Source organism: Micromonospora sp. DT178 (genome assembly GCF_049841695.1).
GTDB lineage: Bacteria > Actinomycetota > Actinomycetes > Mycobacteriales > Micromonosporaceae > Micromonospora.
The window spans coordinates 152332-178973 of sequence record NZ_JBNCKV010000004.1; the positions used below are offsets into that span (position 1 = coordinate 152332).

Below are 26642 nucleotides of genomic sequence, written 5' to 3' on the forward strand. Positions count from 1 at the left end.
GCCCCCTTACTGAGTGACCATCCAGCCGCCGTCGACCGGCAGCAGCACGCCGTTGAGGTAGCCGGCGAGCGGGGAGAGCAGGAAGAGCACCGCGCCGGCGACCTCCTCCGGCCGGCCGGCCCGCCCCATCGGGTTGCGGGCCACGAGGTCTCGGCCCAACCCGGAGGCGGCGAACCCGGCCGTACGCGGGGTGTCGATCAGACCGGGCGCGACGGTGTTGGCCCGCACCGCCGGGGCGAGCCGGGTGGCCAGGTGCCGGGTGTAGCCGGCGATGGCCGCCTTTCCCGCGCAGTACCAGGCGGAGTCGGTGCCGACCAGGTTGCCGGCGACCGACGCGATGTTGACCACCGCCGCGCCGTCACCCGGCCGGCTGGCCAGCCAGGCGTCGGTGACCGTCCGGACGCTGCCCACGGTGAGCGCGAGCGCCCGGTCGAAGTCGAGGTCGGCGCTGCTGGCCGGGCCGGCGTTGTTGACCAGGTACGTGGCCGGGCCGCTGGCGGCGAACGCGCCTCGCACCGCCACCGGATCGGCCACGTCGACCACCCGCGCGACGGCGCTGCCGCCGGCGGCGGTGATCTCGTCGGCGGTACCGGCGACCGCGTCGCCGGCCAGGTCCCAGGCCGCCACCCGCAGGCCGACCCGGGCGGCCAGCAGCGCGGTCGCCCGGCCGATCCCGCTGCCGGCACCGGTGACGACGACGGTGGCGCCGGCCGGGAAAGCGAAGTCCATGTCGTCAACCTAACAAGCGCTTGGTCAGATGACAACGGCCCCCCGCGCCCGTCACGACTACTGCCGCAGCCGCCCCTTGATCCCCACCGCCGGCATCGCCGCCCACACCTCGACCCCGACCGGGCGGCGCAGAGCGCGCAACCCCGGGAGTCGGAGCGCCTCCGCGCGTACCAGACCGTTGACGAACCGGCGACCCATCTGAAACATTGACGGACATCACGCGAAAGAAGTTGGCACGGCAGCGCAAGAAGGCGATCGCGCTTCTGGAATTTTCTGACAACGCCGCCTTCTTCCGTCCGCCGCAGACCGCGCCGCAAGATCCACCGCCGATCTCACAGAACAGGGACGCCATGAAACGAAGGAAACTCGGCCGAGGGCTGCTCAGCGGTCTCCTCGCGGCCGGCCTGATAGGCCTGACGGCCGTCTCGCCCACCCCGGCGCTCGCGGCCGGAGGCCCCAACCTGTCGCCCGGCAAGGCGGTCTCGGCCAGCGGATCCAACGGCGGCTACGTCGCGGCCAACGTCAACGACGGCAACCAGCAGACGTACTGGGAGAGCCCGTCGAACGCCTTCCCGCAGTGGGTTCAGATCGACCTCGGCAGCAGCGTCACCGTCGACCAGGTGAAGCTGAAGCTGCCCCCCTCGACCGACTGGGGCACCCGTACCCAGACCATCGCCGTGCAGGGCAGCACCAACGGGAGCACCTTCAGCACGCTCTCCGGGGCGGCCGGGCGGGTGTTCAACCCGGCGACGGCCAACACCGTCACCATCGACTTCGCCGCCACGGCGGTCCGCCACGTGCGGCTGACCATCACCGGCAACACCGGCTGGCCCGCCGCCCAGATCGCCGAGTTCGAGGTCTACGGCGTGGGCGTCCCGGGCGGTGGCGACCCCGGCGTCCCGGGCGGCACGAACCTGGCCGGCGGCAAACCGATCGAGGCGTCCTCGTCGGTCTTCACCTTCGTCGCGGCCAACGCCAACGACAGCAGCCCCAGCTCCTACTGGGAGTCGGCCGGATTCCCGTCGACCCTGACGGTGAAGCTCGGCGCCGACGCCGACGTCACGGCGGTCGTGGTCAAGCTCAACCCGGACCCGGTCTGGGGCGCCCGCACGCAGAACGTCGAGATCCTGGGCCGCGCGCAGACGGCCACCGGCTTCACCTCGTTGAAGGCCGCGGCGAGCTACGCCTTCGACCCGGCGAGCAACCAGAACTCCGTGACGATTCCGGTCACGAGCCGGGTCGCGGACGTACAGCTGAGGTTCCTCGGCAACACCGGCGCGCCCGGCGGGCAGGTCGCCGACCTCCAGGTGCGGGGATCCTGGGCCCCGAACCCGGACCTCGTCGTGACGACGACGAGCTGGAGCCCCGCGACGCCGAGCGAGGCCACCCCGATCACCCTGTCGGCCACGGTCAGGAACACGGGGACCGCGGCCGCCGGCGCGACCAGGGTGGACTTCAAGCTCGGCGGCACCGTGGTGGGTGGCGCCTCCGTCGCCGCACTTGCCGCCGGCGCCTCGACCACCGTCTCGGCGAACATCGGCACGCAGGCGATGGGCAGCCACACCGTCTCCGCGGTGGTGGACCCCGCCAACACGGTCGCCGAGCAGAACAACGACAACAACGGCTTCACCTCGGCCACGCCGCTGGTCATCACCCAGGCTCCCGGCCCCGACCTCCAGGTCGTCGGCGTCACCCCCAACCCGTCCAACCCGGCCGTCGGAGCGGCGGTCACGTTCACCGTCGCGGTCCGCAACCGCGGCATCACCGGCGCCCCCGCCGCCTCCGTGACCCGACTGACGGTGGGCGGCACCACGCTGAGCGCCAGCACCCCCGCGGTGGCCGCCGGCGCGACGGTCAACGTGGCCGTCGGCGGGAGCTGGACCGCCACCGCCGGCGGCGCGACCATCACCGCCACCGCCGACGCCACCAACGTCGTCGCCGAGACCAACGAGACCAACAACTCGTTCTCCCAGGCCATCGTGGTCGGCCGTGGCGCGGCCGCGCCGTGGGTCGAGTACGAGGCCGAAGCCGCCCGCTACCAGGGCACCCTGCTGGAGGCCGACCCCCTGCGCACGTTCGGGCACACCAACTTCGCCACGGAGTCCTCCGGGCGCAAGTCGGTGCGGTTGAACAGCACCGGGCAGTTCGTCGAGTTCACCTCGACCAACCCGTCGAACTCCATCGTGGTGCGCAACTCCATCCCCGACGCGCCGGGCGGCGGCGGCATCAACGCCAGCATCAGCCTCTACGTCAACGACGTCTTCACTCAGAAACTGACGCTCTCGTCGCGGAACAGCTGGCTGTACGGCACCACCGACGACACCGAGTCGCTGTCCAACACGCCGCAGGCCGACGCCCGACGGCTGTTCGACGAGTCGCACGCCCTGCTGTCGCGGTCCTGGCCGGCCGGGACCAGGTTCAAGTTGCAGCGGGACGCCACCGACACCGCGTCGTTCTACATCATCGACCTGATCGACCTGGAGCAGGTGGCGCCCCCGGCCACCAAGCCGGCCGAGTGCACCTCGATCACGGCCTACGGCGCGATCCCCGACGACGGGCTCGACGACACCGCCGCCATCCAGCGCGCGGTGACCGACGACCAGAACGGCGTGATCAGCTGCGTCTGGATCCCCGCCGGGCAGTGGCGGCAGGAACAGAAGATCCTCTCGCCGGACCCGAACCGCGGGCAGTACAACCAGCGGGGCATCCGGGACGTCACGGTCCGCGGAGCGGGCATGTGGCACTCACAGCTCTACACCCAGACCGAGCCGCAGAACGTGGTGGGCAACATCAACCACCCGCACGAGGGCAACGTCGGCTTCGACATCGACGACAACACCAGGATCTCCGACATCGCCATCTTCGGCATGACGACCAACCGCGCGAACCGGGGACACGGGCTGAACGGGCGGTTCGGCAGGAACACGAAGATCAGCAACGTGTGGATCGAGCACGTCAACGTCGGCGCCTGGGTCGGGCGGGACTACTCCGACACGCCCGCCTACTGGAACCCCGGCGACGGGCTGGAGTTCACCGGCATGCGGATCCGCGACACGTACGCCGACGGCATCAACTTCTCCAACGGCACGCGTAACTCCCGGGTGTTCAACTCGTCGTTCCGTACCACCGGCGACGACTCCCTGGCCGTCTGGGCCAACCCGCGGGTGAAGGACGCCAGCGTGGACGTCGCGCACGACAACCGCTTCCTGAACAACACCATCCAGCTGCCCTGGCGGGCGAACGGCATCGCGATCTACGGCGGCCACGGCAACACGATCGAGAACAACCTGATCTACGACACGATGAACTACCCCGGCATCATGCTGGCGACCGACCACAGTCCACTGCCCTTCTCCGGCACCACGCTGATCGCCAACAACGCCCTCTTCCGGTGCGGTGGGGTCTTCTGGAACGAGGACCAGGAGTTCGGGGCGATCACGTTGTTCCCGGCGACGACGGACATCTCCGGCGTCACCATCCGCGACACGGACATCCACGACTCGACCTACGACGGCATCCAGTTCAAAAACGGCGGAGGCAACATGCCGAACGTCGCGATCACCAACGTGAAGATCGACAGGTCGAACAACGGCGCCGGCATCCTGGCCATGAGCGGCGCTCGCGGCAACGCCGTCCTGACCAACGTCACCATCACCAATTCGGCCGACGGCAACATCGTGAAGGAACCCGGTTCCACCTTCTCCATCTCCGGCGGCTGACACCCGCCCGACGGTGACGCGAGGTGTCTCCGGCCGTGGCCGGAGACACCTCGCGGCCAGGCGGATCGGCCCGGTCGCGGCGCCCGCACGAGCGCCGCGGATCGGCGGTGTCGCGGCGCCTGCACGAGCGCCTCTACGATCGGGGAGATCGAATCCATGATCGTGGAGGTTCGCGGGATGACGGTCGGGTTCGGCCTGCTGGGACCCGTGAACCTGTGTGTCGACGGCCGCCGCGTCGCGCTGCCGACCGGCCGGCCGCAGCTCCTGCTGGCCGCGCTGCTCATGGGGCGCGGGCGGCGGGTGTCCGCCGACCGGCTCAGGGGCAGTCTATGGGCGGAGCCACCACCGTCGGCGCAGGTCAACATGAGGGCCTACGTGGCACGGTTGCGGGTCGCCCTGGGCCCCTACCGTGACCGGCTGACCTGGGTGAACTCCGGCTACGCGCTGAGGGTCGAGCCGGGCGAGCTGGACCTCGACCGGTTCGAGACCGACGTACGCGACGCTCTCGACGCGAGCCGCGCGGGACGCCCGGAGCAGGCCGCGGACCTGCTCGCCACCGGGATGCGCCGGTGGTACGGCGAGGCGGCCGAGGGTCTGCCCCGCCACGGCGCGCTGGGCCACGGCCTCGACGCGCTTGACGAGAGCCGCGCGGTGGCGGTCGAGCAGTACGCCGCCGCGTGCGTCGAGGCCGGCCGGACCGATGCCGCGGTCGGCGCGCTGCGATCGCTGCTCGCCGACCGGCCGGGGCGCGAGTCCGCCTGGGAAGGGCTGGTCCAGGCTCTGGTCCGCTCGGGCGACCGGGCCGAGGCCATGGCGGCCCTGGCCGCGGCGAACGCCGCGCTGCTCGCCACGTTGGGCCGGGGCGCCGGTTGGGTCCTCCAGGACATCGAGCGCAAGCTGCTCCATGAGACGTCAGGCCCCGCGCACCGCCCGATGCCGGCGCCCGGTGCGGCGTCGCCGGACGGGTCGCCGTCCACCCTTCCGCCGCCGGTGGCCCTTGTCGGCCGGCAGCGCCTGCTGGCCCGGATCGAGGCCGAGCTCGGCACCGCCAGGATGCTGGTGCTGCACGGCCCGGCCGGGGTGGGCAAGTCCGCGTTGGCCGGCAACCTCGCCGCCCGGCTCGCCCCGTCGCACCCGGGCGGGCAGCTCTACCTCGACCTGTGCGGCAGCAGCCCCGGCCTGACCCCGATGACGGTCGAGGAGGCGATCGGCAGCCTCCTTCGCGCACTCGGTGGGGACCGGTCGGGCGGCACCCCCGGCGCGGAGGCGGCCGAGCTGGGGGTACGGGTCCGCGGCCGGCGGGTGCTTGTCGTCCTGGACAACGTGGTCGACGCCGGCCAGGTACGACGGCTGTTGTCGGTGCTCGGCAGCGCCACGGTGATCGTGACGAGCCGGACCACGTTGCCCACGCTGGACGTGGCCCACCTCGCAGTCGACGAACTCGGCGCCGAAGAGTCGATCATGCTGCTCGCCCGGCACGCGGGCGCGGACCGGTTCACCAGTTCGCCCCGGGAGGCCGAGGAGCTGGCCGCGATGTGCGGGCACCTCCCACTCGCGCTACGGATCGTGGGCGCCCGACTGGCCAGCCGTCCGGAGTGGACGCTCGCCGACATGGTCGCCCGGCTCTCCGACGAGCAGTACCGGCTGGACGAGCTGAGCTGCGACGACCTGGCCGTGCGGGCGAGCCTGGCGGTGACGTGCGACGTTCTCGCCGAGCGGGCGGGCGGGCCGGAAGCGTTGGACCTGTTCGACCGCTGGGGAATGATCTGCACCCCGACGCTCGACCTCGATCTGGCCCGGGTGCTGACCGGGGCCACCGCGCGCGAGGTGCGCACCGCGCTGGACCGCATCGCGGACGCGGGGCTCATCGACCCGTGCGGAACGGGCCGCTACCGCCTGCACGACCTCGTGCGGATCTACGCCGTCGAACGCGGCCGACGTGACCCGGTGGCCCGGGCGGCTGCGATACACGCGGCACGCTGCTACTTCCTCGACACCGCGCGGCGCGCCCGGGACCAGGTCCGGCCCGACCCCCATCGGCTGCCCGACGTCTTCGTCGAGGCCGTCCCCGCCGTCACGTTCACCCACCAGCGGGAGGCCCTGGGGTGGCTCGAGGCGGAGCGCGACAATCTCCTCGCCGTGGCGCGCGTGGCGGCGCGGGACGGCACGCCCGAGGGCGACCTGTTCGCGGTCGGGATGTGCACGGCGCTCTACCCCTTCCTGCCCATGCGGGGCCACTACCGGGAACTGCGTGAGCTGGCCGAGAACGCGCTGCGCTGCGCCCGGCGGCGGGGCAGCCGTCCGGACGAGGCCACCGCGCTGACCTACGTCGCGGTTGCCCGGTCCCGGCTCGGCGAGACCGAACAGGCGGTCGACGGCCTCCGAACGGCACTTGCGCTCCAGACGACCGAAGGGGACAGCCACGCGGTCGCGGTGACCCACGACCATCTCGGAGTCGTGCTGGCCGCCGCCGGCCGCCTCGACGAGTCCCGGGTGAGCTTTCTACGGGCGCTCGAGATGCACCGCCAGCGCGATGACCGGCAGCGGGTGGGCCTCACTTTGAACAATCTGGCCGACGTGCTGCTGCAACTCGGCCGGACCGAGGCGGCGCTCGTCAACCTGCGGGAGAGCCTGCGGTTGCGACGTGAACTCGGCGACGAGCTGGGCCTCGGCATCACCATGTTGACCATCGGCCAGGTCTACGCCCGTAGCGGCCAGCCCCGGCACGCGTACGGATGGCTCGGCAAGGCCCTGACCACCGCGCGTGCCACCGGCAACCGCGAGGCGGAGTGGCGGGTCCTCACGGTGCGGGCCCAGGTCCACCGCGACACGGGGCAGCGGCTGGCGGCCCGCGACGACCTGCACCTGGCGCTGGCTCTCTCCGAGCGGATCGGCGACCCGAACGGCACCCGCGAGGTGCGTCGCGCCCTGGCCGAACTCGACTCCTCCGCCGGGACGGGGCGGAAGGTCAGCCGACGGTGAACGGTGTCGGGCGGCAGGCGGATCAACGGGCGAAGGCCGCGAACGGGCTCGTACATTCCGAGTACATCATCGATGAGCGTCTTGACGGGCCGGTTCGTTGACTCGATAGTCAGGCAACCGTCCTTTGCGTCCGTGGCAGGGGATCCGGCTGCCTGACGGAGTCGAGGTGTGAGGCCACGTTCCCCGCGGCTGTTCGCGGTCGCGCCTGCCTCCACGGTCGGTGTGCCTCTCCGACGCGTACGTCCACACCGGCTTCGACGGGCTCACCGCCGGCGTCCCGCGCCGCTGACCGACCACGTCGTGACGGACAGACAGGAGCTCAAGTGATCACGAGAAGAAGCCTGCTCGTAGCCGCGGGCGCGGCGGTGGCCACAGCCGGGCCGTTGGCCCGCCCGGTCGCCGCCGCGTTGCCTCAGGTCGACATGGAGGCGCTCATCAAGGCCGCCCAGATCGACCCCCGCCGGGCGGACACCGCCATCACGACGGGCGCCAAGGACAGCGTTCTGCTGGTGGAGCGGGCCCTGCAGGCCAGAGGGCTGCTGTCGGCCACCTACGTCGACGGGCACTTCGGCACCAGCACGGTCGCCGCGTACGCGGCGTACCAACGGTCCCTCGGCTACACCGGCCTCGACGCGACCGGGCTGCCCGGGCCGTCTTCGCTACGGCTGCTCGGCGAGGGCCGGTACACCGTCGTCCGCGCCATCTCGCCCGGCAGCGTCGTGACCCTGCGCGGCTTCCTGGTCAACACCCGTACCAGGGCGATGCTGCTCGAGGCCGAACGTCTGCTCGGGCGCCAGCTCAGCATCACGCAGGGGTCCTACAACACCGGCGTGGGTGCGTCGGCGGGCACCCACGACGGCGGCGGCGCCCTCGATCTGTCGGTCAGCGGTCTCTCCTCGACCACCCGGACCGACGTGCTGCGCCGGCTTCGCACGGTGGGCTTCGCCGCGTGGCTGCGCACCCCGAGCCAGGGGGACTGGGGCTACCACATCCACGCCATCGCCCTCGCCGACACCGACCAGTCGACAGGCGCGCAGAACCAGGCCGGCGACTACTACCTCGGCCGTAACGGACTGGCCAACCGCGGCCCCGACGACGGTCCCGCGGTCAGCCCCAAGCGCACCTGGGAGGAATACCAGCGGACCCTCTGACGACGACGGACCCCAGCGTCTCCACGACCCGCATCGATGCCGATCACCAGCACGACCAGGAGGAAAGTTGTCCATCCGTAACAGCCGCCTGACGCGCGGCGCCGTCGCCGTACTCACCACGGTCCTCACGACCGCGGCGGTCGGCCTCACCGGCGCCACCGCCGCCCACGCCGCCGTCAACACCTCCCCCAACCACGTCGTGGTCTACAACAACAACATCGAGAACTGGCTGCCCGCCTCCTGCGCCGACGGATTCATCTGGGACCGGCTGATCACCTACATCAAGGGCCGCCCGCTGAGCCCGGACATCTTCACCGTGCAGCAGGTCTCCAACCAGACGCAGCTCAACGCCCTGACCCAGCGCCTCTCCGACGAACTGCCCGGAACCTACGCCGGACAGATCGCGATCGCGAACCCCGGCTCGATGGGCTACACCAGCACCTGCGGCAAGATGAAGAACCAGCAGACCAACGCGGTCATCTACCGCTCCGACCGGTTCACCTACGAGGCCGCCACCCGCTGGCGCTCCGACGCCCCCGAGAACTACGACGCGGGCACCGGCGGATGCCAGAATCTCGAGCCCACCCGCAGCAGCCAGGACCGGGTCCACAACATCGCCGTCCGGCTGCACGACAACATCGCCAACCAGGACGTCTCGGTGGCCTCGATCCACTGGCCCACCAACACCTGGCACGGCCCGAAGTGCGCGGACGAGAACATCAAGGAGGCCGACGAGGCGATGAGCCGACTCGGCGGCGACCTCAAGATCGTCGCGGGTGACGCCAACACCGAACCCGACACCGAAGGCTGGTGGAACGACGGCAAGGCCCTCGGGTACCGCGACCCGATCGCCGAGAAGTGCGGCAGCCGCAACTGCTCCGCGGCGTACGACACCCTCAACAGCCGACGCATCGACTTCCTGCTGGTCAAGAGCGGCAACGGCTTCAGCAACGTCGCCACGATCACCCCCACGATGACCGGCGGTGAATACTCCGACCACCTCGCTCTCACCGCCTACGTCAACTACTGACGACCAGCGACCGATTGGATCAACCGGGTGAGCCGCAGGGCGGGGTCGGTACCGGTTCCCGCGCCGCAGTGCCGGCCCCGACCAGGAACGCGACGGCCACTGCCCGGCAGCGCCGCCGCCGGTGGAATCCAGCCGACGGTACGGACGTTGCCGGGCAGCGCCACCCGCGTCAGCCGCTGCGCGCAGGTCACCGACCATCCCGCCGCGGCGCTCGCGACCCGGGCCATACGGTCCTCACCGGCGCGGAGACCGGGCCGGCCCTCGTGGCCGCCGGCCCGGACCCTCACGCCCGGATGAGCCGGTCCCCGTCGGTGGGAGTCGTCAGTCAGCTGCTCAGGTTGGCCAGCAGCGCGTTGGCCATGCCCTGCTCACCCCTGGCGTTGGGGTGGAACGGGGCGGCGGCGTTCTGCGGGACCAGCCCTTCGACCCACCGGGTGCTGCTGCTCTTGCACGTGTCGTGGCCGACCGAGGGCCGGTAGACGTCGGCGTAGCTGGCGTTGTTCGCGGCCGCGGTGTTGGCGAGCATCGTGTTCAGGGACTTCTGGACACCGCGCAGGTACGGCACGTCCTGGTAGGCGATCGGGACCACGGGCCAGCAGCCGTAGCCGCTGTCCGGCAGGATCGCCGGGTACCCGAGCACCACGACCCGGGCTCCCGGGGCGGCCCGGCGGACCGCCTGCAGCACGGCGGTCACCTTCGGCGCGGTGGCGGCGATCCTGGCCTGCAACTGGTCGACGCCTCCGGCGGTGTACCTGTTCTTGCAGGGCGAGCCGAGCGGGCTGCTCAGGCTCGCTTCCGCGCAGTCGCTGATGATGCCGGAGAAGCCGATGTCGTTGCCGCCGATCTGCACCGTGACCAGCGTCGTGTCCGGGGTGATCGCGCTGAGCTGCGGCGGCAACGAGATGCCCAGTGCGCCGCTGCCGCCGACGAGGATGTCCTCGGTGGTGGCCCCGGAACAGCTCACGTCCGCGAACGCCGACGAGCCGGCGGCGGCGGCGACCAGCGACGGGTAGTTGCGGTTGGAGCGCAGGCAGTTCAGATCGACCTGGGTGGGGATCAGCGGACCGGAGGTGTACGAGTCACCCAGCGCGACGTAGCGCCCGGTGGGTACGGCGGCGTTGGCCGGTGCGGCGAAGGCGAGCAGCACACCGGCGGTGGCCGCGGCGAACGCGGCCAGCCGGCTGGCCCGGAGGAACGACAGGCGGGGACGGATCATGGCATCTCCCAGAGGGGATCATGGTGGGTGCCGTGATTCTGTCCGCGTCGTCGCGGAACGTCAATATCGATGGCCATTGCTACAGCCGGCTTTCGACGCCGGAGACGGTGCGCGGCGGGTGGCCGAACTTCCCGCCGGGCGGTGTCGGTGGTGCCTGCTTCAATGCGGCGGACGTTCGGAGCCGGGAGGGCGAGGATCAGTGGGCACCTGGGGCAGCGGAAACTTCGACGACGACACGGCCGCCGACCACCTGTCGGGCCTGACCGACCGGCTGGTCGCCGAGGTCACGGAGGCGATGTCCGGCGACCCGGTCGGCATCGAGCCCGACGAGTACTGGGGCGTCGCGGTGCCCTGCAACCTTGAGCTGCTGCACCTCATCGCACGACAGAACTACGTCGGGGTCAGCCTGCCCGACCGGACGACGATCGCCGGCTGGAAGAGCAGATACCTGGCCGTCTGGGACCGGACGATCGACGGCTTGGAGCCCGGTCCGGAATACCGGCAGCAGCGGCGCGCGACCCTCGTGCGCACATTCGACCAGCTCGCCGAGTTGGCGAAGGAGTAGCGACGGGCGGCCGGCAGGCCCAAGCCGGTGCCGCGACGCGCGTCACGACGGGCCCGGGTCCGGCCGGCGACGCGGCACGGGCTGCCGCCGTCTGAGACGGGGCGTCGGCGGCTGGCTTCAGCGGGCTGGGCGGGTCCGTGCCAGGACGCCCACGAGCGTGACCAGGGCTACGGCCTGCGTGACGACCACCGCGACCACCAGGTTCGCCAGCGAGAACTCGTACAGGAGGCCGGCCGCGGCACCGCCGATCAGCGCCCCCGCGCCTTGCACGGCGGCGAAGACCCCGTACGCGGTGGCCCGACGCTCCCGCGGCACGAGATCGGCGACCAGCGCCTTGACGGTGGAGTCCTGCACCCCCACGGCCGCACCCCACACCAGCGCCCCCGTCACCGCCAGCGGCAGACCACCGCCGAACACCAGGGCGGGAACGGCGGCGACCAGCGCCGGCAACGCGATCAGCACCCACGGCCCGGCCCGGTCGTACAGCAAACCCGTCAGCAGGGCGGCGAGCGCGCCCGCGGCCATCGCCGCCGCGTACACCAACGGCACCGCTGCGGCCGCGACCACGCCCGCGCGGACGAGGTGGAAACCGATCAACCCGAACGTCACCAGACCCGCCGTGCACAGCGCCATCGCCGCCGCGAACACGTGGAACCGGGCAGGCAGCGGCTTCCGGCCCGCCACCGACGGGGGACCTGCCGCGGTGGCCCCGCCGGCCGCCGGCGAAGCGTCCGCCCGCGCGCGGATGGTGAGCAGCAGCAGCATCGCGAGCACGCCGGGCACGGTCAGGACGGCCAGGCCCGGCCACAGCGACCCTGCGGCCATCGCGACCACCGCGGCGACGAGCAGCGGGCCCGCGAAAGCGCCGACCTGGTCCAGCGCCTTGTGGACACCCAACCCTCGCCCCAGGCCGACGCGGCTGGCGGCGTCGGCCAGCAGCGCCGACTTCGCCGGGCTACGGATCGCCTTGCCCAGTCGCTCGGCGAGGATCAACGCGGCGGCGACGGCGAGGCCGGCGCCGCCCAACAGCGGGGTGACAGCGAGCAGCGGCACGCAGACCGCAGTCAGCCCGTACCCGAGAATCGTCAACGACCAGTACCGGCGGGTCCGGTCCGCCAGTGGCCCGGACACCAGCCGCAGCACCAGCGCCGCCGCCTCACCGGCGCCGGTGACCAGCCCGACGACGACCGCCGACGCGCCCAGCGAGGCCAGCAGCGGCCCGTAGATCGAGCGGGCACCCTCGTACACCATGTCCGCAGCCAGGCTCACCACACCGAACCCGACGACCACCCGCCACGCCGACCCTCCACCCCCGGCCGCACCTACCCCGCGCGACGGTAGGGAGTCGACCGCCGACGGCCTACCGACGACATCTGCGGCGTCATCCACACGATCCACTTCCGGAGGCATGCTGGGCATTATCCGTAGTCCTCTACGGGCGGCCGACGAGGCCGCCCGCTCCCGCGGCCGTCCGGGGCGTCGCCCGACGGTGACAGGGCGGCCACTGCAGGTCAGTCGTGGCGGTGACGCACGAGGTGGTCGATGTAGCGGATCGTGTCCTCGCGGTCATCCTCGCTGACCGAGTCCCACAGGTCCGCCAACCAGTAGAGCGAGCCCGACAGCATCCAGGCCCATCCGCGCACCCAGGTCGCCTCATCGAACCCGAGCGCCTCCCGGTAGGCGGCCCGCGCGCGGGCATCGAACAGGCTCCAGCCCGGCCGCACCTCGACCGCCGGATCGCCGCGGCCGAGACCGCCGAAGTCGATCACGCCGGTGAGCCTGCCCCGGTCGACCAGCAGGTTGCCTTCCAGGAGATCACCGTGCAGCCACACCGGCGGTCCGGGCCACTCGTCCGCCGTCATCGCCTCGTCCCACGCCGCGCTCACCGCCCGTCCGTCGATCCGGTCGCCCAGCGCCGCGATCGACCGGCGGGTCAGCTCGTCCCGCTGCGCCAGAGGTACGCCGCGCTGAATCCCCTCCTTGACCGGCCCGCCCATCGGGTCGATCGCGATCATCGCGCGCACGAAGCCGGCGAGGTCGACAGCGAGGTCGACGAGGTCCTGCCCGGCTACCGGATTGCGCCCGTCCAGCCATGGGACGACCGTCCACGGCCACGGATAGTCCCCGCCCGGCCGGCCGACCGCGATCGGCACCGGCACCGGCACCGGCAGATGCGGTGCCAGCCGCGGCAGCCAGGTCGCGTCGGTCGCCACCTGGTCGACCGCCCACGGCGCCCGTGGCAGCCGTGCCGTCAGGGAATCACCCAACCGGAACAGCGCGTTGTCGGTGCCGTTCAACGGCTGCGCAACGATCGGCAGGTCCGACCATTCGGGGAACTGCTCGTCGATCAGGGCGCGTACCTGCTCGACAGCGACGACGATCTCTCCAGGGCGCATCGACGTGACCGTAGAACCCGCTGGATCATGCGGTCAATCGAGTTGTCGTACCAAGCAACACTCTCGCGTCGCTGAGATCAGCTCACTGCCTAGTACTTCATCACGCAATAGACCACGGTGGGATTCGTGAATCGGTACCAGCGGTTCCATCTCTGGTCCCGCGTGCAGCTGTTTCCGTTGGTGGCGCCGGGCACGATGTCGATGACGTGGACGGTGCCCTTCGCCTTGCACTTCGGCGCCCCGACGATCCAGCCGTTGCCCGTCGGGAACTTGTAGCAGCGCAGACGCACCAGGTGGCGCTCCAGGCAGAGCCGATAGCCGCGTTCGGTGAGGTACGCCGAACCGGGGTCGGCGCACTGCCCCTGGGAGTAGTCCACCGAGACGACCCGGTAGGTGCCGATGCTGCCGTTGCAGTTGCCGATGCCCTGGAACTTGCCCGCCACGCTGACGGCGATGCACTGCCCGATCCTCGCCGGCGGCGGGGGCGGAGCCGCCTGCGTCGTGGGGAGGACGGGCGGCGGCGAGTACATCGGCTCGCGCGGAAGCTCCCTCGTCGTCCCGACCGGCTCGGGCAGGGGTCTCGCCGCGGGCTGGCCCTGCTGGCCGCTGTTGGCCCTGATCAGGCCCACCCCGACCAGTGCGGCCCCGCAGACGCCGAGCAGGCAGAGCGCCAGCACCGCGGCGACCACACCGATGATCAGGGGCGTGTTGCGCTTCGGCGGCGACGGTGGCGGCGACATCGGTGGCGCTGGTGGCAGTGGCGATGGCGGCAGTGGCGGCGACATCGGTGGTGGGGCCCCGGGCGCTGGTGGCGTGGAGGTCGGCTGGCCGGGCTCGCTCGGCGGCGGAGGCGACGTCACCCGCAGAGTGTCACACAGCCTCGCCCGGGTGCCCGCCCCTCCGTCCTGTGTGGTGCGTCGCCACGGTCGTGATCTTCCAATCGGTGGCGGCGCGTACGCCCCCGGCCGCAGGTCTCACGCGTCGCGCAGCGCGTCCTGCACCCCGGTCTCGCGGCGGCCGAGCTGCGCCGGATCGCGGCCGGAGAGGAGGTCCAGGGTGGCCTTCACGCAGGCGCCGTACTCACGGGTGGAGCTGATCCGCCACGTCCTGTCGTACCGGCGGGCGGTCTCGTCGCCGACCCCGTTGGCGTCGACGCCGAGCCGCCGGCACACCGTCACGGCGCGGGGCAGGTGGAAGGACTGGGTCACCACCGTCGCCCGCTCCACCCCGTAGACCCGCTTCGCGCGGGCGCACGAGTCGTACGTGTCGAAGCCGGCAGGGTCCAGCACCACCCTGGTCGCCGACACGCCGTTGTCGACCAGCCAGCGCCGCATCGCGGCCGGCTCGTCGTAGTCGGGGTTCATGTTGTCGCCGGAGAGCAGGATGGCGCGTACCTTGCCGGTGGCGAGCAGCCGCCGGGCGATCTCCAGGCGGCCGGTGAGGAACGGCGACGGGGTCCCGTCGGGGTGGACCTTGGTGCCCAGCACCAGGGCGACCGGCGCCTCCGGGACGTCCCGCTCGGCGAAGATGTGCCCGTCCGCCCCGCCGCGGATCCAGTGCACGCTGGCCAGGGTGCCGCCGGTCAGGAGCACCGCGCCGACGACGGCCGCGACGACGGCGCGACGCAGCCAGCGCGTACGCCGGCGAGCGGCCGGGCGCGGCCTTCGGGTCAGCTTGGGGAGTCGGGGCCGCATGGGGCGAGTATCCCAGGGCCGCCCGACGACCGGTCCCGCCCCCGGCCGTGCGCGGTCGCCGGCCGAGCGGTCAACCATGCGATGCCGGAAGCCGGCCCGCTTCCGATGCAGCGAGCCGGCCGGGCGTCTCCGAGGTCACCCCCGGGATGGATCAGGCAGGCACCGTCCCGTTGAGGTACGCGTTGATCTGGTCGATCTCCAGCGCGTTGAAGACCTCAGGCTGGGCGGCGGCCTGGTTCGAGTTGATGATCCGCTTGAACAGGTTGTAGTGCGCCATCGACCGCAGCCCGATGACGCGGTTGGGGGTGACCAGGTAACCGGTGCCGCCGGTGCTCCAGATGAGGTACATCAGTCCATCCTTAGTGACAATCTCGGGGGGAGATCCGGGCGCCCCGGCGTACGGGGCACCCGTGAGAACCGACTCGGGGTTAATTCGCTGACCGTTCGGCTGGAAGATCTCAAGATGCAGGTGCGCGCCGGTGGAGCGGCCGGTCGATCCCACGTTGCCGATGTGCTGGCCGGCGGCGACCTGCGCGCCCGTCCCGACTCTGGGAGCCTCCCGCATGTGCCCGTAGACACTCCGCCAACCATCGGCGTGCGTGATGGTGGCGTTGTGGCCGAGGCCGCTCGCGCTGTACGAGACGCTGGTCACCGTGCCCGCCGCGATCGAACGGATCGGATAGCCGAGAATCCCCGAGTAGCTGTAGTCGGTGCCGTTGTGCATCCTGGACTCGCCAGTGATCGGATCTGTCCGCATCCCATACGAGGACGTGATCGGGACCCATTTGTCGAATGGCCGGTTCCATCTCGGCGTCGCGCCGTACGCGGCTTCCGCGAGCCACGCCTCCGGGATGATGCCGGCCGCCAGCGTGGCGGTGACCAGGCCAAGCAGATGGCGACGGTCGATGCCACGCGACGCCGCCCCATCCCCCGGCGATGTTTCGTCGAACGTCTGCATTCGGCCCCTTGCTCACAATGGATGACGAACGATCCGCACCGGGGAGACCACCGACCGTGACTTCTGCTCAGTTCCGGGCCGCTGGTTCGGGACGGGCTGACCAACCCCTTCGGCGGCGAACCAGCGAGCCCGCGTGCATCTGGGATCTTGGATATTAGGGGATCGAACTCCGTTGGTGTCAAGACTCGGTTTCCGCCCGGGGGGACATCGCGTCAGCTTGTGGCGGTGGCGGTGCGGACGGTTCTGCTGAGGGTCGCGGCGAGTGCGAGCAGCGTGAGCCATCCGGCCAGGACGAAGGTCAGCGTCGGCGCTCCGAGCAGGGCGATCAAGGCACCGCCGGCCATGGCCCCTACTGCCGCGCCTCCGGTGGTGAGGGTGTCGATCGCGCTGGTCACTCTGCCCCGGAGCGCGTCGGGGGTGATGGCGAGCCGGTAGGAGTCAAGCGCGACGTTGTAGACCGGCGAGACCACCGACTCCGCGAACGCCACGACCAGGAGCAGCCACCACGTCGGCGCTGTCGCGTAGAACGGAAAGGCCGACGCCTCGATCCACAGCATCGTGATGGACAGCGCCCCGAGTGGAAATCGGCGGCTGAGCGCTGGTGCCAGCAGGTTCCCGAACAGGGCGCCGACGGCTGCGCCGGCGAAGACGATGCCGACCTGCGTGGGGCTCGCGTCCAGGCGCTGGGCCAGCATGATGATCAGCAGGTAGCCGGCGCCGTACCGCAGGCTGTCCGCCGCGTCGAGCAGAGCCAGCGTCCGGATCACCGGATTGCGCCACAGCCAGGCCAGCCCGTGACCGATGTCGGCCAGGAGCACGCGCGGCGAGGCCGACGTGGCCGATTGTTGCTGGAAGTCGGCGCGGATGGTCAGCAGGGACACGGCCGAGGCCAGGAACGAGGCGGCGTTGATCGCGAACGGGACCACCCGGCCCACGGCGTAGGCGATGCCAGCCACGGAGGCGCCGACGATCCGGAGCGCGTTGGACATCGCCCCGATCGTTGCGAGCGCGCCAGGCAGGTCACTCCTGGCGACGATGTTCGGCAGCGCCGAGCTGTTCGCCGCTGCGAACAGGGTGCTGAGCACACCGTTGAGCAGCGCGACGGCGTACAGCTGCGGCATGCCCAACGCGCCGAGCGCCGCGGCGAGGGGCACGGTGGCGGTCAGCGTCCCACGGCCGATCTCGCACCAGATCATCGTGGATCTGCGATCCCAGCGGTCGACCAGGGCGCCGGCCACCAGCCCGAAGACGATGTAGACCGCAGTCTGGAGGCCGAGCAGGATGCCGGCCTGGGTCGAGGATCCGGTCAGGGCCACGACGAGAAGAGGCAGAGCGAGGAACTGAAGTTGGTCACCCAGATGTGAGACCAACCGTCCGCCGACCAGCAGTCGGAAGTCGCGCTGGCGCCACAGGTGTCGTCGCGGCGTCGAGGTGAGGTTGTCCATGGTGAAGTCCTGTCGATGAATGCGCCTACTCGGCGGGCCGTCACGGGCTCGACAGACACGCGGGTGCGGCGACGCACGGCATCGCAGCGAGAAAAATCACCAGAAGCCGCCGAAAAAGGGCAGACTTCACCCGCGTGTCGCAGCGTGACAGCTAGGACTTACGCGGAGAGGACATGAGCTGAGATCTTAAGGGGCGACGCGACCGCCGGCGACCCGACCGTGGTCACCGAATGGACCACCTGAGCCCGGACCGGACGCGTCCGCGGTCGGCGACCGCCCCGCCAACGGCCACTGTGCGTCCGCAGTGGACGACGCATTGACACGGAAGCGCGTGCCCGGCGAGACTGACGCCACAACTCAATCAGCGCGTATGTATGGGGGAAGTCCGGTCGAAGTCCGGCGCTGGCCCGCAACGGTAGGCCGTCGAGATGCACCTCTGACGGCAAGCCCGAATACCCGACGTACGCGCGGAATCCGCTCCCCCACCCGTCGTGGCCCACGGGTCGGAGTCCCGGTCGACCCCACGCTGCGGTGGTCGTCGGGCTTCTGACGACCGCCGGGCCGGAAAGGCGCTTCCGATGGTCGTCCGCCTGAGCCGGCACCGCCTGCTCGCCCTGTTCTGCGGTGTGCTCACCGCCCTCACCCTCGCGACACCGGCATCAGCCCACGTCTCCCCCACCTCGCCCGCCGGGGTCGGTCGGTCGGAGGCCGCGGCCGGCTGGCTGGCCCGGCAACTCGTCGACGGCGAGCGCCTCGAGGTGGTCTTCGACGGCGTCGCCTACCCCGACCAGGGGCTGACCCTCGACGCGGTGTTCGCCGCCGCCGCCGCCGGCGTCGCCGACGACCCGGGGGCCCGGGCGCTGGCCTGGGTCACCCGACCGGACATCCGCGACGCCTACGTCGGCGACGGCACGACCGAGGCGTACGCGGGCGCGACCGCCAAGCTCGCCCTCGCCGTCCAGGTGCGCGGCGGCGACCCGACCGACATCGGCGGCGTGGACCTGATCGCCCGGCTGCGCTCGCTCCAGGACCCCAGCGGCCGGTTCACCGACCGGTCGGCGTACGGGGACTACAGCAACACGTTCAGCCAGTCGTTCGCCCTCCTCGCCCTGGACCACACCTCGCAGGGCCCGCCCCCGGCGGCCGCCGCCTGGCTGGCCGGCACCCGCTGCCCGGACGGCGGCTACCCGGCGTTGCCCGCGCAACCGGTCTGCACCTCCGACGTGGACGCCACCGCGCTCGCGGTGCAGGCGCTGCGGGTCGCCGACCGCCCGACCGACGCCGCCGCCGGGCTGAGCTGGCTGCTGTCCGTGCAGCGCGCCGACGGCGGTTTCGCCAACGCCGCCGGTACCCCGAACGCCAACAGCACCGGCCTCGCCGCGCAGGCGCTGCACGACGGTCACCGACCGCTGGCCTGGGCACGGGCGCGGGTGTTCCTCGCCGGGCTCCAGGTCGGCTGCGCCGGGGCACCGGCCGACCGGGGCGCGGTCGACTTCGACGGCGGCACCTTCGACCCGGGCACCGCCGCCCGGGCCACCGGCCAGGCCGTCCTCGGCCTGACCGGCACCGGGTACGCCCGGCTGTCCGCGGCCGGCGCCACCCCGGGCACGCCAATCCCCGCCTGCCCGTGACCCGTCCCGTCGCTCACCCGATTCCAGGAGGAACCGTGTTCCGTCACCGATCCACCGTGCGCGCACGACTCGCCGGCCTGCTGGCCGCTGCCGTCGCCACCGTCGCCCTCACCGCCGTCGAACCCGCCCCACGGGCCGCGCAGGCCGCCGCCTGCACCGGCACCTCCGGCGTCACCGTCGTGGTGGACTTCGCCGCGCTCGGCGGCGGCGTCCAGGTCGCCTGTGCCCCGGGCGATCCGGCCACCGGGGTGGCCGCCCTCCAGGGCGCCGGCTTCACGGTGACCGGCACCCAGCGCTGGGGGCTGGCATTCGTCTGCCGGATCAACGGCAAGCCGACCGTCGCGACCGATCCGTGTGTCAACACCCCGCCCGTCACGGCGTACTGGTCGTACTGGCACGCCTCCAGCGGCGGCGCCTGGTCCTACAGCACGTCCGGCGCGAGCAGCTACAACCCGGCCCCGGGCACCGTCGAGGGCTGGTCGTTCGGCGCGGGCGCCCCGCCGAGCATCGCCGCGCCCTGACCGGAGCCGCACACGGCGTGACCGCGGTGCTGCACCGGGTGTCGGCCACCGCCCCTGGCGTCGCGAGACGTGCGGGCGGTACGGTGTCGGCACCCGGTGCACACCGGGTCCACAACTGCATACGTCCCGTGTGGGGGGAAGCCGGTTCGAAGCCGGCGCTGACCCGCAACCGTGAGCGAGGCTTCGGCCTCGCGAGCCGGAATGCCTCGCCCGGGACGAGCGGCTTCCACTGTCGAGGTTCACAGGGTGAAGTCCGGGCCACCGAGGCCCGCTCCACCCCGCTCATCGCATCATGCGAGCGGGGTGTCGCTGTCCCCGGGTGCTTTCCGGAGCTTCCACCGACCGCTCTGCGAAAGGCACCTCTCATGTCCCGGTCCCGCTCCCGGCGTCTCGGTGTCGGCGTGTTCGCCGCCACGGCGGCGACGATCGCCGCGCTCACCGCCGTACCCCTGACCGTCGTGGCCGCGCCCACCCCGGCCCACGCCGCCGCCGCGCGCGACGCCGCCTCCTGGCTGGCCGGTGAGTTCGCCGACGGGGTGCTGCCCGGCCCGCTCGGCGGCCCCGACTGGGGTCTGACCGTCGACGGGATCCTCGCTCTGTCCGCGACCGGGGTGGACGCGCCGGTCCGTCAGGCCGCGACGGCGCAGGTGGCGGCGCATGTGCGGTCCTACAACAGCTACGACGACTGGGGCATCCCGGGCTTCACCGACGGCGGGGCGACCGCGAAGCTGCTGTACGCCGCCTCCGCCGCCGGAGCTGACCCCACCGACTTCGGCGGCTTCGACCTGCGGACGGAGACCCTGTCGCTGGTCGCCGGGGCGGACGCGGGGCACCAGCGGGGGCGAATCACCAGCCGCACCACCGCCGACAGCGGCCCGGACGCCAGCAACACCTTCGACCAGTCCTTCGCGGTGCTGGGCCTGGCTCGCAGCGGCGACGTGCCGCAGGACACCGTCGACTTCCTCGTCCGGCAGCAGTGCGCGGCCGGTGGGTTCCGGCTCTACCCCGACACCGCCGACGGCCCGTCGCCGTCCTGCGACGAGCAGGCCGGCGCCACCCTCGACGTCGACTCGACCGCAATGGCCGTGCAGGCGCTGCTCGCCGCCGCTGCCGACGGCGCCACCGGCGCCACCGCGGCTGCCGGCAAGGCCGCGGACTGGCTGGTGGAGCAGCAGCACGCCGACGGGTCGTTCGGCGGTTCCGGCCCGACCACCGGCGCGAACTCCAACAGCACCGGCCTGGCCGGACAGGCTCTCGCCGCCGCCGGCCGCGACACCGAGGCCGCGCGGGCCGCGGGCGCGTTGGCCGCACTACAGCTCACCGCGGCAGACGGTGGCGCGGCCGCCGCCGACGCGGGCGCCATCGCCTACAACACCGACAGCCTGGCAACGGCCGTCGCGTCCGGGATCACGGACAACGAACGGGACCAGTGGCGCCGCAGCACCGCACAGGCCCTGCTCGGTCTCGTCCAGGTGCCGCTGGGGCGCATCGGCCTCGACCCGCCGCCGTCGTCCCCCGGGCCGACCCCGACCGGCACGGCCTCGCCCACGCCTACCGCCTCCCCGACGGCCACCACCTCTCCCACGCCCACCGGGTCACCGACGCCCCCCGTGCCTGCCAGCCCGACACCGAGCCCGTCCGCGACCACCGGGTCGCCGACGCCGTCCGCCATGGCATCGGCGACCGCCGCCCCGAGTGCGACCCCGACCACCCCCGGCCTCGGCGGGCTGCCGACGACCGGCGCGGCGATCACCAGCTATGTGCTGATCGCGTTCCTGCTGGTCGGGGGCGGGGTGCTGCTCCTCGTACTCGGCCGTCGGCGGGCGGCATGACCGTCCGGGCCGCCCGCGCCGGTCTGGTCGTCGCCCTCACCGCCGCCGGCACGATGGTCGGATCGGGCACCCCCGCCAGGGCCGCCGGCTCGGCCGGCTACTGCCCGGACGCCTCCGGCGTCACGGTGGTGGTCGACTTCAACGAACTCGGCGGCGGGACCGTGGTGCGGTGCGCCCGGGGCGAGCAGTCCACCGGCCTGGCGGCGCTCAAGAACGCCGGCTTCCAGATCACCGGCACGCTGCGCTGGGGCGAGGGGTTCGTCTGCCGGATCGAGGGAAAGCCGTCGACGGCGTCCGAGAAGTGCGTCGACACGCCGCCCGCCAGCGCCTACTGGTCGTACTGGCACGCGGCCAGCGGCGGCAGCTGGACGTACAGCGACAAGGGTGTGCTCAACCGCAAGCCGCCGGCCGGCAGCTTCGAGGGTTGGTCGTTCTCCCTCAACCGCGATGCCAGCGACGCGCCCCGACCGGGCGCGGCGCCGAGGCGGCCCGTGCCCCCGCCGCCGCCCCCTCCGCCACCGGCACCGCCCACCCAGGGCGGTGGCCCGGTCGCCCCACCGCCGGCAGGAGGCGGCGGATCGGTCGCGCCACCCCCTGCCACCGCAGGCCGTCCCGGTGCGGCAGGACCGGTGCCGGGCTCCTCCGGGCCCGCGCTGCTCCCCACCGGCACGCCGACGGCCAGTGGCCTGGGCCCGACACCGATCGCGGGAGCCGCGACACCACCTGCGGGCGGTGCCGTCGGCTCACCGTCGGGCAGCTCCGTCGACCAGCCGGTGGTGACCGAGGTCGCCGCCTCCCGTGCCGGTCGCGGTGTTCCGGTGGGCACGGCGGCCGGCGTGCTGCTGCTGGTCGCGCTCGGCGTGGGCGGCCTGCTGGCCGCGCGGCGACGGCGGGCCGTCGAGCCGGATGACTGACCGGAGCATTCACCAGGCGGAGATGTCCGTCGGAGCCGGCCAAAGGTCGGTGGGCCCGTTGGCGCGACTGCCCCGGGCGCTACACCCCGGCGCGTGGTGGCTGTGGGCGCTCGGCCTGGCCACCGCGGCCAGCCACACCACCAATCCGTTGCCGCTGGGCCTGCTCGTCGCCGTCGCCGCGCTGGTGGTCGTCCGGCGGCGGGGAGAAGCGCCGTGGGCGCTGGCGTTCCGGATGTACCTGGTGCTCGGCGCGGTGATCGTGGCGATGCGGGTGGTGTTCCGGATCGTGTTCGGCGGCGGGCAGGGCGAGCACGTGCTCATCCGGCTGCCCGAAATCCCCCTGCCCGCGTGGGCGGCGGGAATTCGCCTGTTCGGGCCGGTCGCCGCCGAGCAGCTCCTCGGCGGGTTCTACGACGGGCTGCGGCTGGCCACGATGCTGGTCTGCCTGGGCGCGGCGAACGCCCTGGCCAACCCGAAGCGGCTGCTCAAAGCCGTGCCCGGGGCCCTGTACGCGGTGGGCACGGCCGTGGTGGTGGCGCTGTCGGTCGCCCCGCAACTGGTGGAGAGCGTGCTGCGGGTCCGCCGGGCGCGGCGGCTGCGGGGCGCCTCCGGCCGGGGAGTACGGGCGTTGCGGGGCATCGCGCTGCCGGTGCTGGCCGACGCGCTGGACCGGTCTCTGGCCCTGGCCGCGGCGATGGACTCCCGGGGCTACGGCCGCACCCCGGCGGTGCCGGCCGGGCAGCGCGCCGTCACCGGTGCGCTGGTGCTCGGCGGGCTGGTCGGCGTCTGCGCCGGCACGTACGGGCTGCTCGACGCCACCGGACCCGGCTACCTGGGCCTGCCGATGCTCCTCGTCGGCCTGTCGACCGCCGTGACCGGCATGTTGCTGGCCGGCCGTCGGGTGCGGCGCAGCCGCTACCGGCCGGACCACTGGCGGGGCGCGGAACTGCTCGTGGCCGGCTGCGGGGTGGGCGCCGCCGCGCTGACGGTACTGGCCGGTTCGGTCGATCCGGAGCTGCTCTATCCGCCGGTCAGCCCACTCACCTGGCCCGAGCTGACACCGCTGGTGCTGCTCGCCGTCCTGGTCGCGGCGGCACCGGCCTGGTTGGCGCCGCCTCCCGCGCTCGCCCGACCGGCCGCCGCGCGCGACGCCGGCCCGCCGCCTGCACCACGTGCTCCCGTCGGCGCCGCACCGGCGGGTGGAGCGGGTCACCCGACGTCGTCGTCCCACGCACAGGGAGGCCCTTCGTGATCGACTTCGACCGGGTGACCGTCCGTTACGCCGAAAGCGTCCGCCCGACGCTGCGGGACGTGACGCTCCACATCGGCGAGGGTGAACTCTGCCTCGTCGTCGGCCGCACGGGAACGGGCAAGTCCACGCTGCTGCGGGCGATCAACGGGCTGGTGCCGCACTTCACCGGCGGCACCCTGTACGGCAGCGTGACGGTGGACGGCCGGGACACCCGCCGTCATCCGCCGCGTGACCTCGCCGACGTCGTCGGCGTCGTCGGGCAGGACCCGCTGTCCGGGTTCGTCACCGACACCGTCGAGGAGGAACTCGCCTACGGGATGGAGCAGCTCGCCCTGCCGGCGACGGTGATGCGCAAGCGCGTCGAGGAGACCCTCGACCTGCTCGGCATCGCCGAGCTCCGCGACCGGCCGCTGCGGACACTGTCCGGCGGGCAGCAGCAGCGCGTCGCCATCGGGGCGGTACTCACCGCCCACCCGAAGGTGCTGGTGCTCGACGAGCCCACCTCCGCGCTGGACCCCACCGCGGCCGAGGACGTGCTCGCCGTGGTGACCCGGCTGGTGCACGACCTCGGGGTGACGGTGGTGCTGGCCGAGCACCGGTTGGAACGGGTCGTGCAGTACGCCGACCGGCTGCTGCACCTGCCCGGTGACGGTCGGGTGGTGGACGGGGAGCCGGCCGCCGTGCTCGACGGTGTCGACATCGCACCGCCGCTGGTCGAGTTGGGCCGTCTCGCGGGTTGGACGCCGTTGCCGCTGTCGGTACGCGACGCCCGCCGGCGGGCGGCCGCCCTGCGCCACCGGCTCGCCGACGCGGCGGTACCGGCCGACGCGGCGGTCCCGGACGTGTCCCCCGTGCTGACGGCGCGCAAGGTCGTCGTGCGCTATCCGGGGACGGTCGCCGTGGCAGGCGTCGACGTCGACCTGGCTCCGGGGCGGATCGTGGCGTTGATGGGGCGTAACGGCTCCGGCAAGTCCAGCCTGCTCTGGGCGTTGCAGGGCAGCGGCCCCCGCCACGGCGGCACCGTCGCGGTGGTCGGCGCGCGGGGCACCGTGGACCCGAAGGCCCTGCCGGCGGGCCGGGCCCGTCGTCATGTCGGGTTGGTCCCGCAGACCCCCGGTGATCTGCTGTACCTGGAGACGGTGCGGGCCGAGTGCGACCAGGCCGACCGGGAGACCGGAGCACCCGCCGGCACCTGTCGGTCGATGCTCGACCAGCTCACCCCGGGGATACCCGACGACCGGCACCCCCGTGACCTGTCCGAGGGGCAGCGGCTCGCGCTCGCGCTCGCCGTCCAGCTCACCGCCGCCCCGCCGGTGGTCCTGCTCGACGAGCCGACCCGCGGCCTGGACTACCGCGCCAAGCGGCAGTTCACCGCTGTCGTCCGGCAGCTGGCCGCCGCCGGTCGGGCGGTGATGATCGCGACGCACGACGTCGAGCTCGTCGCGGCCCTCGCCGACCGGGTCGTGGTGATGGCCGAGGGAGAGGTCGTCGCCGACGGCACCACGGCGGAGGTCATGCTCGCCTCGCCGGCGTTCGCTCCGCAGGTGGCCAAGGTTCTCGCTCCCGCGCCGTGGCTGACCGTGGAGCAGGTCGCGGCCGCGCTGGCCACGACCGGGGAGCCGGGGTGAGCGTACTGCGGGTCGCCCCGCGCACCGCTGTCGTGCTGGTGCTGGCCTCCGCCGCCGCACTGGCGACCTTCACCTGGCCGTTCTTCGTCCCCGCCCATCCCGAGAGCACGGCCCGCACCGGCGAGGCGCCGCTGGTGTTCCTCGTGGTCCTGCCGGTGCTCGTGGCCCTGGTGCTGGCCGAACTCAGCTCCGGCGGCATCGACAGCAAGGCGTTGGCGATGCTCGGGGTGCTCGCGGCCGTCAACGCCGCGCTGCGCCCGCTCGGTGCCGGCACCGCGGGCATCGAGACGGTGTTCTTCCTCCTCGTCCTCGCCGGCCGGGTGTTCGGGCCCGGATTCGGCTTCCTGCTCGGCTCGACGTCGCTGTTCGCCTCCGCACTGCTCACCGCGGGGGTCGGGCCGTGGCTGCCGTTCCAGATGCTGGCCGCGTCCTGGATCGGTCTCGGCGCCGGCCTGCTACCGGCCAGGCTGCGGGGCCGGGCGGAGATCGCCGCCCTGGCCGGCTACGGCGTGCTCGCGGCCTACGGCTACGGGCTGCTGATGAACCTGTGGTTCTGGCCGTTCAGCATCGGCGCGGACACCCAGCTCTCCTACGTCGCGGGAGCGCCGCTGCTGGAGAACCTGCACCGCTTCGCCGTGTTCACGGCGGTCACCTCCACCTTCGGCTGGGACACCGGACGCGCGATCACCACCGCCGTGGCGATCGTCCTCGCCGGACCCGCGGTCCTCGCCGCGCTGCGCCGCGCCGCCCGAAGGGCCGCGTTCGGCGCACCAGTCACCTTCGCCGCGGCCGATCCACAGCCGCCCACGGCCACCACACCTCCGGCCGACGCAAGCGATGTACCCGTACAACGGCACGACGCGATCGACAGCCGGCAGCCGGCAGCGACACCGAGACCGGGCGAGAGGAACAGCAGGTGTGGCGGGGAGGCCCCAACGCCGCCGCCCGAGACGTGGCCGGCGGCGGGGTGAGCGCGCGA

General features: G+C 72.7%; 21 protein-coding genes and 2 riboswitches. Of the genes, 12 read left to right on the plus strand and 9 right to left on the minus strand.

Annotation, left to right across the window (positions count from 1 at the left end):
• Window positions 1-6 precede the first annotated feature (6 nt).
• Both ACLQ22_RS09450 and ACLQ22_RS09455 read right to left on the minus strand, forming a co-directional pair.
• The gene (locus ACLQ22_RS09450) at window positions 7-729 is read right to left on the minus strand and encodes an SDR family NAD(P)-dependent oxidoreductase (protein ID WP_425691922.1); all 723 of its coding nucleotides are present in this window, start codon (window positions 727-729) and stop codon (window positions 7-9) included.
• Between the two features lie 57 nt (window positions 730-786).
• A complete protein-coding gene (locus tag ACLQ22_RS09455; RefSeq protein ID WP_425691923.1) occupies window positions 787-936 on the minus strand; it encodes a hypothetical protein in 150 nt (49 codons plus the stop codon).
• Window positions 937-1079: 143 nt separating this feature from the next.
• Between ACLQ22_RS09455 and ACLQ22_RS09460 the strand changes: the two genes are divergently transcribed.
• The 4 genes from ACLQ22_RS09460 (at window position 1080) to ACLQ22_RS09475 (ending at window position 9611) form a co-directional block, all read left to right on the plus strand.
• Window positions 1080-4448: a CARDB domain-containing protein gene (locus tag ACLQ22_RS09460; RefSeq protein ID WP_425691924.1), complete on the plus strand. Its 3369-nt coding sequence runs from the start codon at window positions 1080-1082 to the stop codon at window positions 4446-4448.
• 177 nt (window positions 4449-4625) lie between these two features.
• Complete coding sequence (locus ACLQ22_RS09465; protein WP_425691925.1) at window positions 4626-7430, plus strand: tetratricopeptide repeat protein; 2805 nt, start codon at window positions 4626-4628, stop codon at window positions 7428-7430.
• 323 nt (window positions 7431-7753) lie between these two features.
• Window positions 7754-8581, plus strand: a complete 828-nt coding sequence (locus tag ACLQ22_RS09470; protein WP_425691926.1) for a peptidoglycan-binding domain-containing protein — start codon at window positions 7754-7756, stop codon at window positions 8579-8581.
• 67 nt (window positions 8582-8648) lie between these two features.
• A complete protein-coding gene (locus ACLQ22_RS09475) occupies window positions 8649-9611 on the plus strand; it encodes a hypothetical protein (protein WP_425691927.1) in 963 nt (320 codons plus the stop codon).
• A 325-nt stretch (window positions 9612-9936) separates the two neighbouring features.
• Here ACLQ22_RS09475 and ACLQ22_RS09480 read toward each other — a convergent pair whose 3' ends face one another.
• Window positions 9937-10827, minus strand: coding sequence for an SGNH/GDSL hydrolase family protein (locus ACLQ22_RS09480; RefSeq protein WP_425691928.1), 891 nt, complete (start codon window positions 10825-10827; stop codon window positions 9937-9939).
• Between the two features lie 199 nt (window positions 10828-11026).
• Here ACLQ22_RS09480 and ACLQ22_RS09485 point away from each other — a divergent pair, with 199 nt between their 5' ends.
• Window positions 11027-11392, plus strand: coding sequence for a DUF4259 domain-containing protein (locus ACLQ22_RS09485; RefSeq protein WP_425691929.1), 366 nt, complete (start codon window positions 11027-11029; stop codon window positions 11390-11392).
• Window positions 11393-11509: 117 nt separating this feature from the next.
• On the opposite strand, the gene ACLQ22_RS09490 is transcribed toward ACLQ22_RS09485, so the two are convergent.
• The 6 genes from ACLQ22_RS09490 to ACLQ22_RS09515 all read right to left on the minus strand — a co-directional run bounded on the left by ACLQ22_RS09490 (window position 11510) and on the right by ACLQ22_RS09515 (window position 17885).
• Complete coding sequence (locus ACLQ22_RS09490; RefSeq protein ID WP_425691930.1) at window positions 11510-12802, minus strand: MFS transporter; 1293 nt, start codon at window positions 12800-12802, stop codon at window positions 11510-11512.
• Window positions 12803-12903: 101 nt separating this feature from the next.
• On the minus strand, window positions 12904-13788 hold the full coding sequence (locus ACLQ22_RS09495) for an aminoglycoside phosphotransferase family protein (protein WP_425691931.1): 885 nt from the start codon (window positions 13786-13788) through the stop codon (window positions 12904-12906).
• An 89-nt stretch (window positions 13789-13877) separates the two neighbouring features.
• Entirely contained in the window at window positions 13878-14528 is a 651-nt protein-coding gene (locus ACLQ22_RS09500; RefSeq protein ID WP_425691932.1) for a hypothetical protein, read from the minus strand.
• Between the two features lie 234 nt (window positions 14529-14762).
• Window positions 14763-15482 carry a SanA/YdcF family protein gene (locus tag ACLQ22_RS09505; RefSeq protein WP_425691933.1) on the minus strand — a complete coding sequence of 240 codons (720 nt, stop codon included), beginning with the start codon at window positions 15480-15482 and terminating at the stop codon, window positions 14763-14765.
• 151 nt (window positions 15483-15633) lie between these two features.
• Window positions 15634-16440: a M23 family metallopeptidase gene (locus tag ACLQ22_RS09510; protein ID WP_425691934.1), complete on the minus strand. Its 807-nt coding sequence runs from the start codon at window positions 16438-16440 to the stop codon at window positions 15634-15636.
• A gap of 212 nt (window positions 16441-16652) precedes the next feature.
• On the minus strand, window positions 16653-17885 hold the full coding sequence (locus tag ACLQ22_RS09515; RefSeq protein ID WP_425691935.1) for an MFS transporter: 1233 nt from the start codon (window positions 17883-17885) through the stop codon (window positions 16653-16655).
• Window positions 17886-18239: 354 nt separating this feature from the next.
• Window positions 18240-18363, plus strand: a riboswitch (cobalamin riboswitch).
• Between the two features lie 100 nt (window positions 18364-18463).
• On the opposite strand from ACLQ22_RS09515, the gene ACLQ22_RS09520 reads away from it, so the two are divergent.
• From ACLQ22_RS09520 to ACLQ22_RS09550, 7 genes are all read left to right on the plus strand, one after another.
• On the plus strand, window positions 18464-19516 hold the full coding sequence (locus tag ACLQ22_RS09520; protein ID WP_425691936.1) for a prenyltransferase/squalene oxidase repeat-containing protein: 1053 nt from the start codon (window positions 18464-18466) through the stop codon (window positions 19514-19516).
• Between the two features lie 35 nt (window positions 19517-19551).
• A complete protein-coding gene (locus ACLQ22_RS09525) occupies window positions 19552-20037 on the plus strand; it encodes a hypothetical protein (protein ID WP_425691937.1) in 486 nt (161 codons plus the stop codon).
• A gap of 88 nt (window positions 20038-20125) precedes the next feature.
• A riboswitch (cobalamin riboswitch) is annotated at window positions 20126-20265 on the plus strand.
• A gap of 137 nt (window positions 20266-20402) precedes the next feature.
• Complete coding sequence (locus ACLQ22_RS09530) at window positions 20403-21869, plus strand: cell wall anchor protein (protein WP_425691938.1); 1467 nt, start codon at window positions 20403-20405, stop codon at window positions 21867-21869.
• Window positions 21866-22783 (plus strand): hypothetical protein, encoded by a 918-nt coding sequence (locus ACLQ22_RS09535; RefSeq protein WP_425691939.1) that lies wholly within the window; start codon window positions 21866-21868, stop codon window positions 22781-22783. The genes ACLQ22_RS09530 and ACLQ22_RS09535 overlap by 4 nt, the downstream gene beginning before the upstream one ends.
• The gene (locus ACLQ22_RS09540) at window positions 22776-24035 is read left to right on the plus strand and encodes a CbiQ family ECF transporter T component (RefSeq protein ID WP_425691940.1); all 1260 of its coding nucleotides are present in this window, start codon (window positions 22776-22778) and stop codon (window positions 24033-24035) included. The genes ACLQ22_RS09535 and ACLQ22_RS09540 overlap by 8 nt, the downstream gene beginning before the upstream one ends.
• Window positions 24032-25663: an ABC transporter ATP-binding protein gene (locus ACLQ22_RS09545; RefSeq protein ID WP_425691941.1), complete on the plus strand. Its 1632-nt coding sequence runs from the start codon at window positions 24032-24034 to the stop codon at window positions 25661-25663. The genes ACLQ22_RS09540 and ACLQ22_RS09545 overlap by 4 nt, the downstream gene beginning before the upstream one ends.
• On the plus strand, window positions 25660-26634 hold the full coding sequence (locus tag ACLQ22_RS09550; RefSeq protein WP_425691942.1) for an ECF transporter S component: 975 nt from the start codon (window positions 25660-25662) through the stop codon (window positions 26632-26634). The genes ACLQ22_RS09545 and ACLQ22_RS09550 overlap by 4 nt, the downstream gene beginning before the upstream one ends.
• Window positions 26635-26642 lie beyond the last annotated feature (8 nt).

Excerpts from the sequence above, each read along its gene's own strand:
- ACLQ22_RS09450 (WP_425691922.1), bottom strand. The coding sequence starts at position 729 with ATGGACTTCGCTTTCCCGGCCGGCGCCACCGTCGTCGTCACCGGTGCC.
- ACLQ22_RS09455 (WP_425691923.1), bottom strand. The coding sequence starts at position 936 with ATGTTTCAGATGGGTCGCCGGTTCGTCAACGGTCTGGTACGCGCGGAG.
- ACLQ22_RS09460 (WP_425691924.1), top strand. The coding sequence starts at position 1,080 with ATGAAACGAAGGAAACTCGGCCGAGGGCTGCTCAGCGGTCTCCTCGCG.
- ACLQ22_RS09465 (WP_425691925.1), top strand. The coding sequence starts at position 4,626 with ATGACGGTCGGGTTCGGCCTGCTGGGACCCGTGAACCTGTGTGTCGAC.
- ACLQ22_RS09480 (WP_425691928.1), bottom strand. The coding sequence starts at position 10,827 with ATGATCCGTCCCCGCCTGTCGTTCCTCCGGGCCAGCCGGCTGGCCGCG.
- ACLQ22_RS09490 (WP_425691930.1), bottom strand. The coding sequence starts at position 12,802 with ATGCCTCCGGAAGTGGATCGTGTGGATGACGCCGCAGATGTCGTCGGT.
- ACLQ22_RS09495 (WP_425691931.1), bottom strand. The coding sequence starts at position 13,788 with ATGCGCCCTGGAGAGATCGTCGTCGCTGTCGAGCAGGTACGCGCCCTG.
- ACLQ22_RS09500 (WP_425691932.1), bottom strand. The coding sequence starts at position 14,528 with ATGTCGCCGCCACCGTCGCCGCCGAAGCGCAACACGCCCCTGATCATC.
- ACLQ22_RS09505 (WP_425691933.1), bottom strand. The coding sequence starts at position 15,482 with ATGCGGCCCCGACTCCCCAAGCTGACCCGAAGGCCGCGCCCGGCCGCT.
- ACLQ22_RS09510 (WP_425691934.1), bottom strand. The coding sequence starts at position 16,440 with ATGCAGACGTTCGACGAAACATCGCCGGGGGATGGGGCGGCGTCGCGT.
- ACLQ22_RS09515 (WP_425691935.1), bottom strand. The coding sequence starts at position 17,885 with ATGGACAACCTCACCTCGACGCCGCGACGACACCTGTGGCGCCAGCGC.
- ACLQ22_RS09520 (WP_425691936.1), top strand. The coding sequence starts at position 18,464 with ATGGTCGTCCGCCTGAGCCGGCACCGCCTGCTCGCCCTGTTCTGCGGT.
- ACLQ22_RS09530 (WP_425691938.1), top strand. The coding sequence starts at position 20,403 with ATGTCCCGGTCCCGCTCCCGGCGTCTCGGTGTCGGCGTGTTCGCCGCC.
- ACLQ22_RS09535 (WP_425691939.1), top strand. The coding sequence starts at position 21,866 with ATGACCGTCCGGGCCGCCCGCGCCGGTCTGGTCGTCGCCCTCACCGCC.
- ACLQ22_RS09540 (WP_425691940.1), top strand. The coding sequence starts at position 22,776 with ATGACTGACCGGAGCATTCACCAGGCGGAGATGTCCGTCGGAGCCGGC.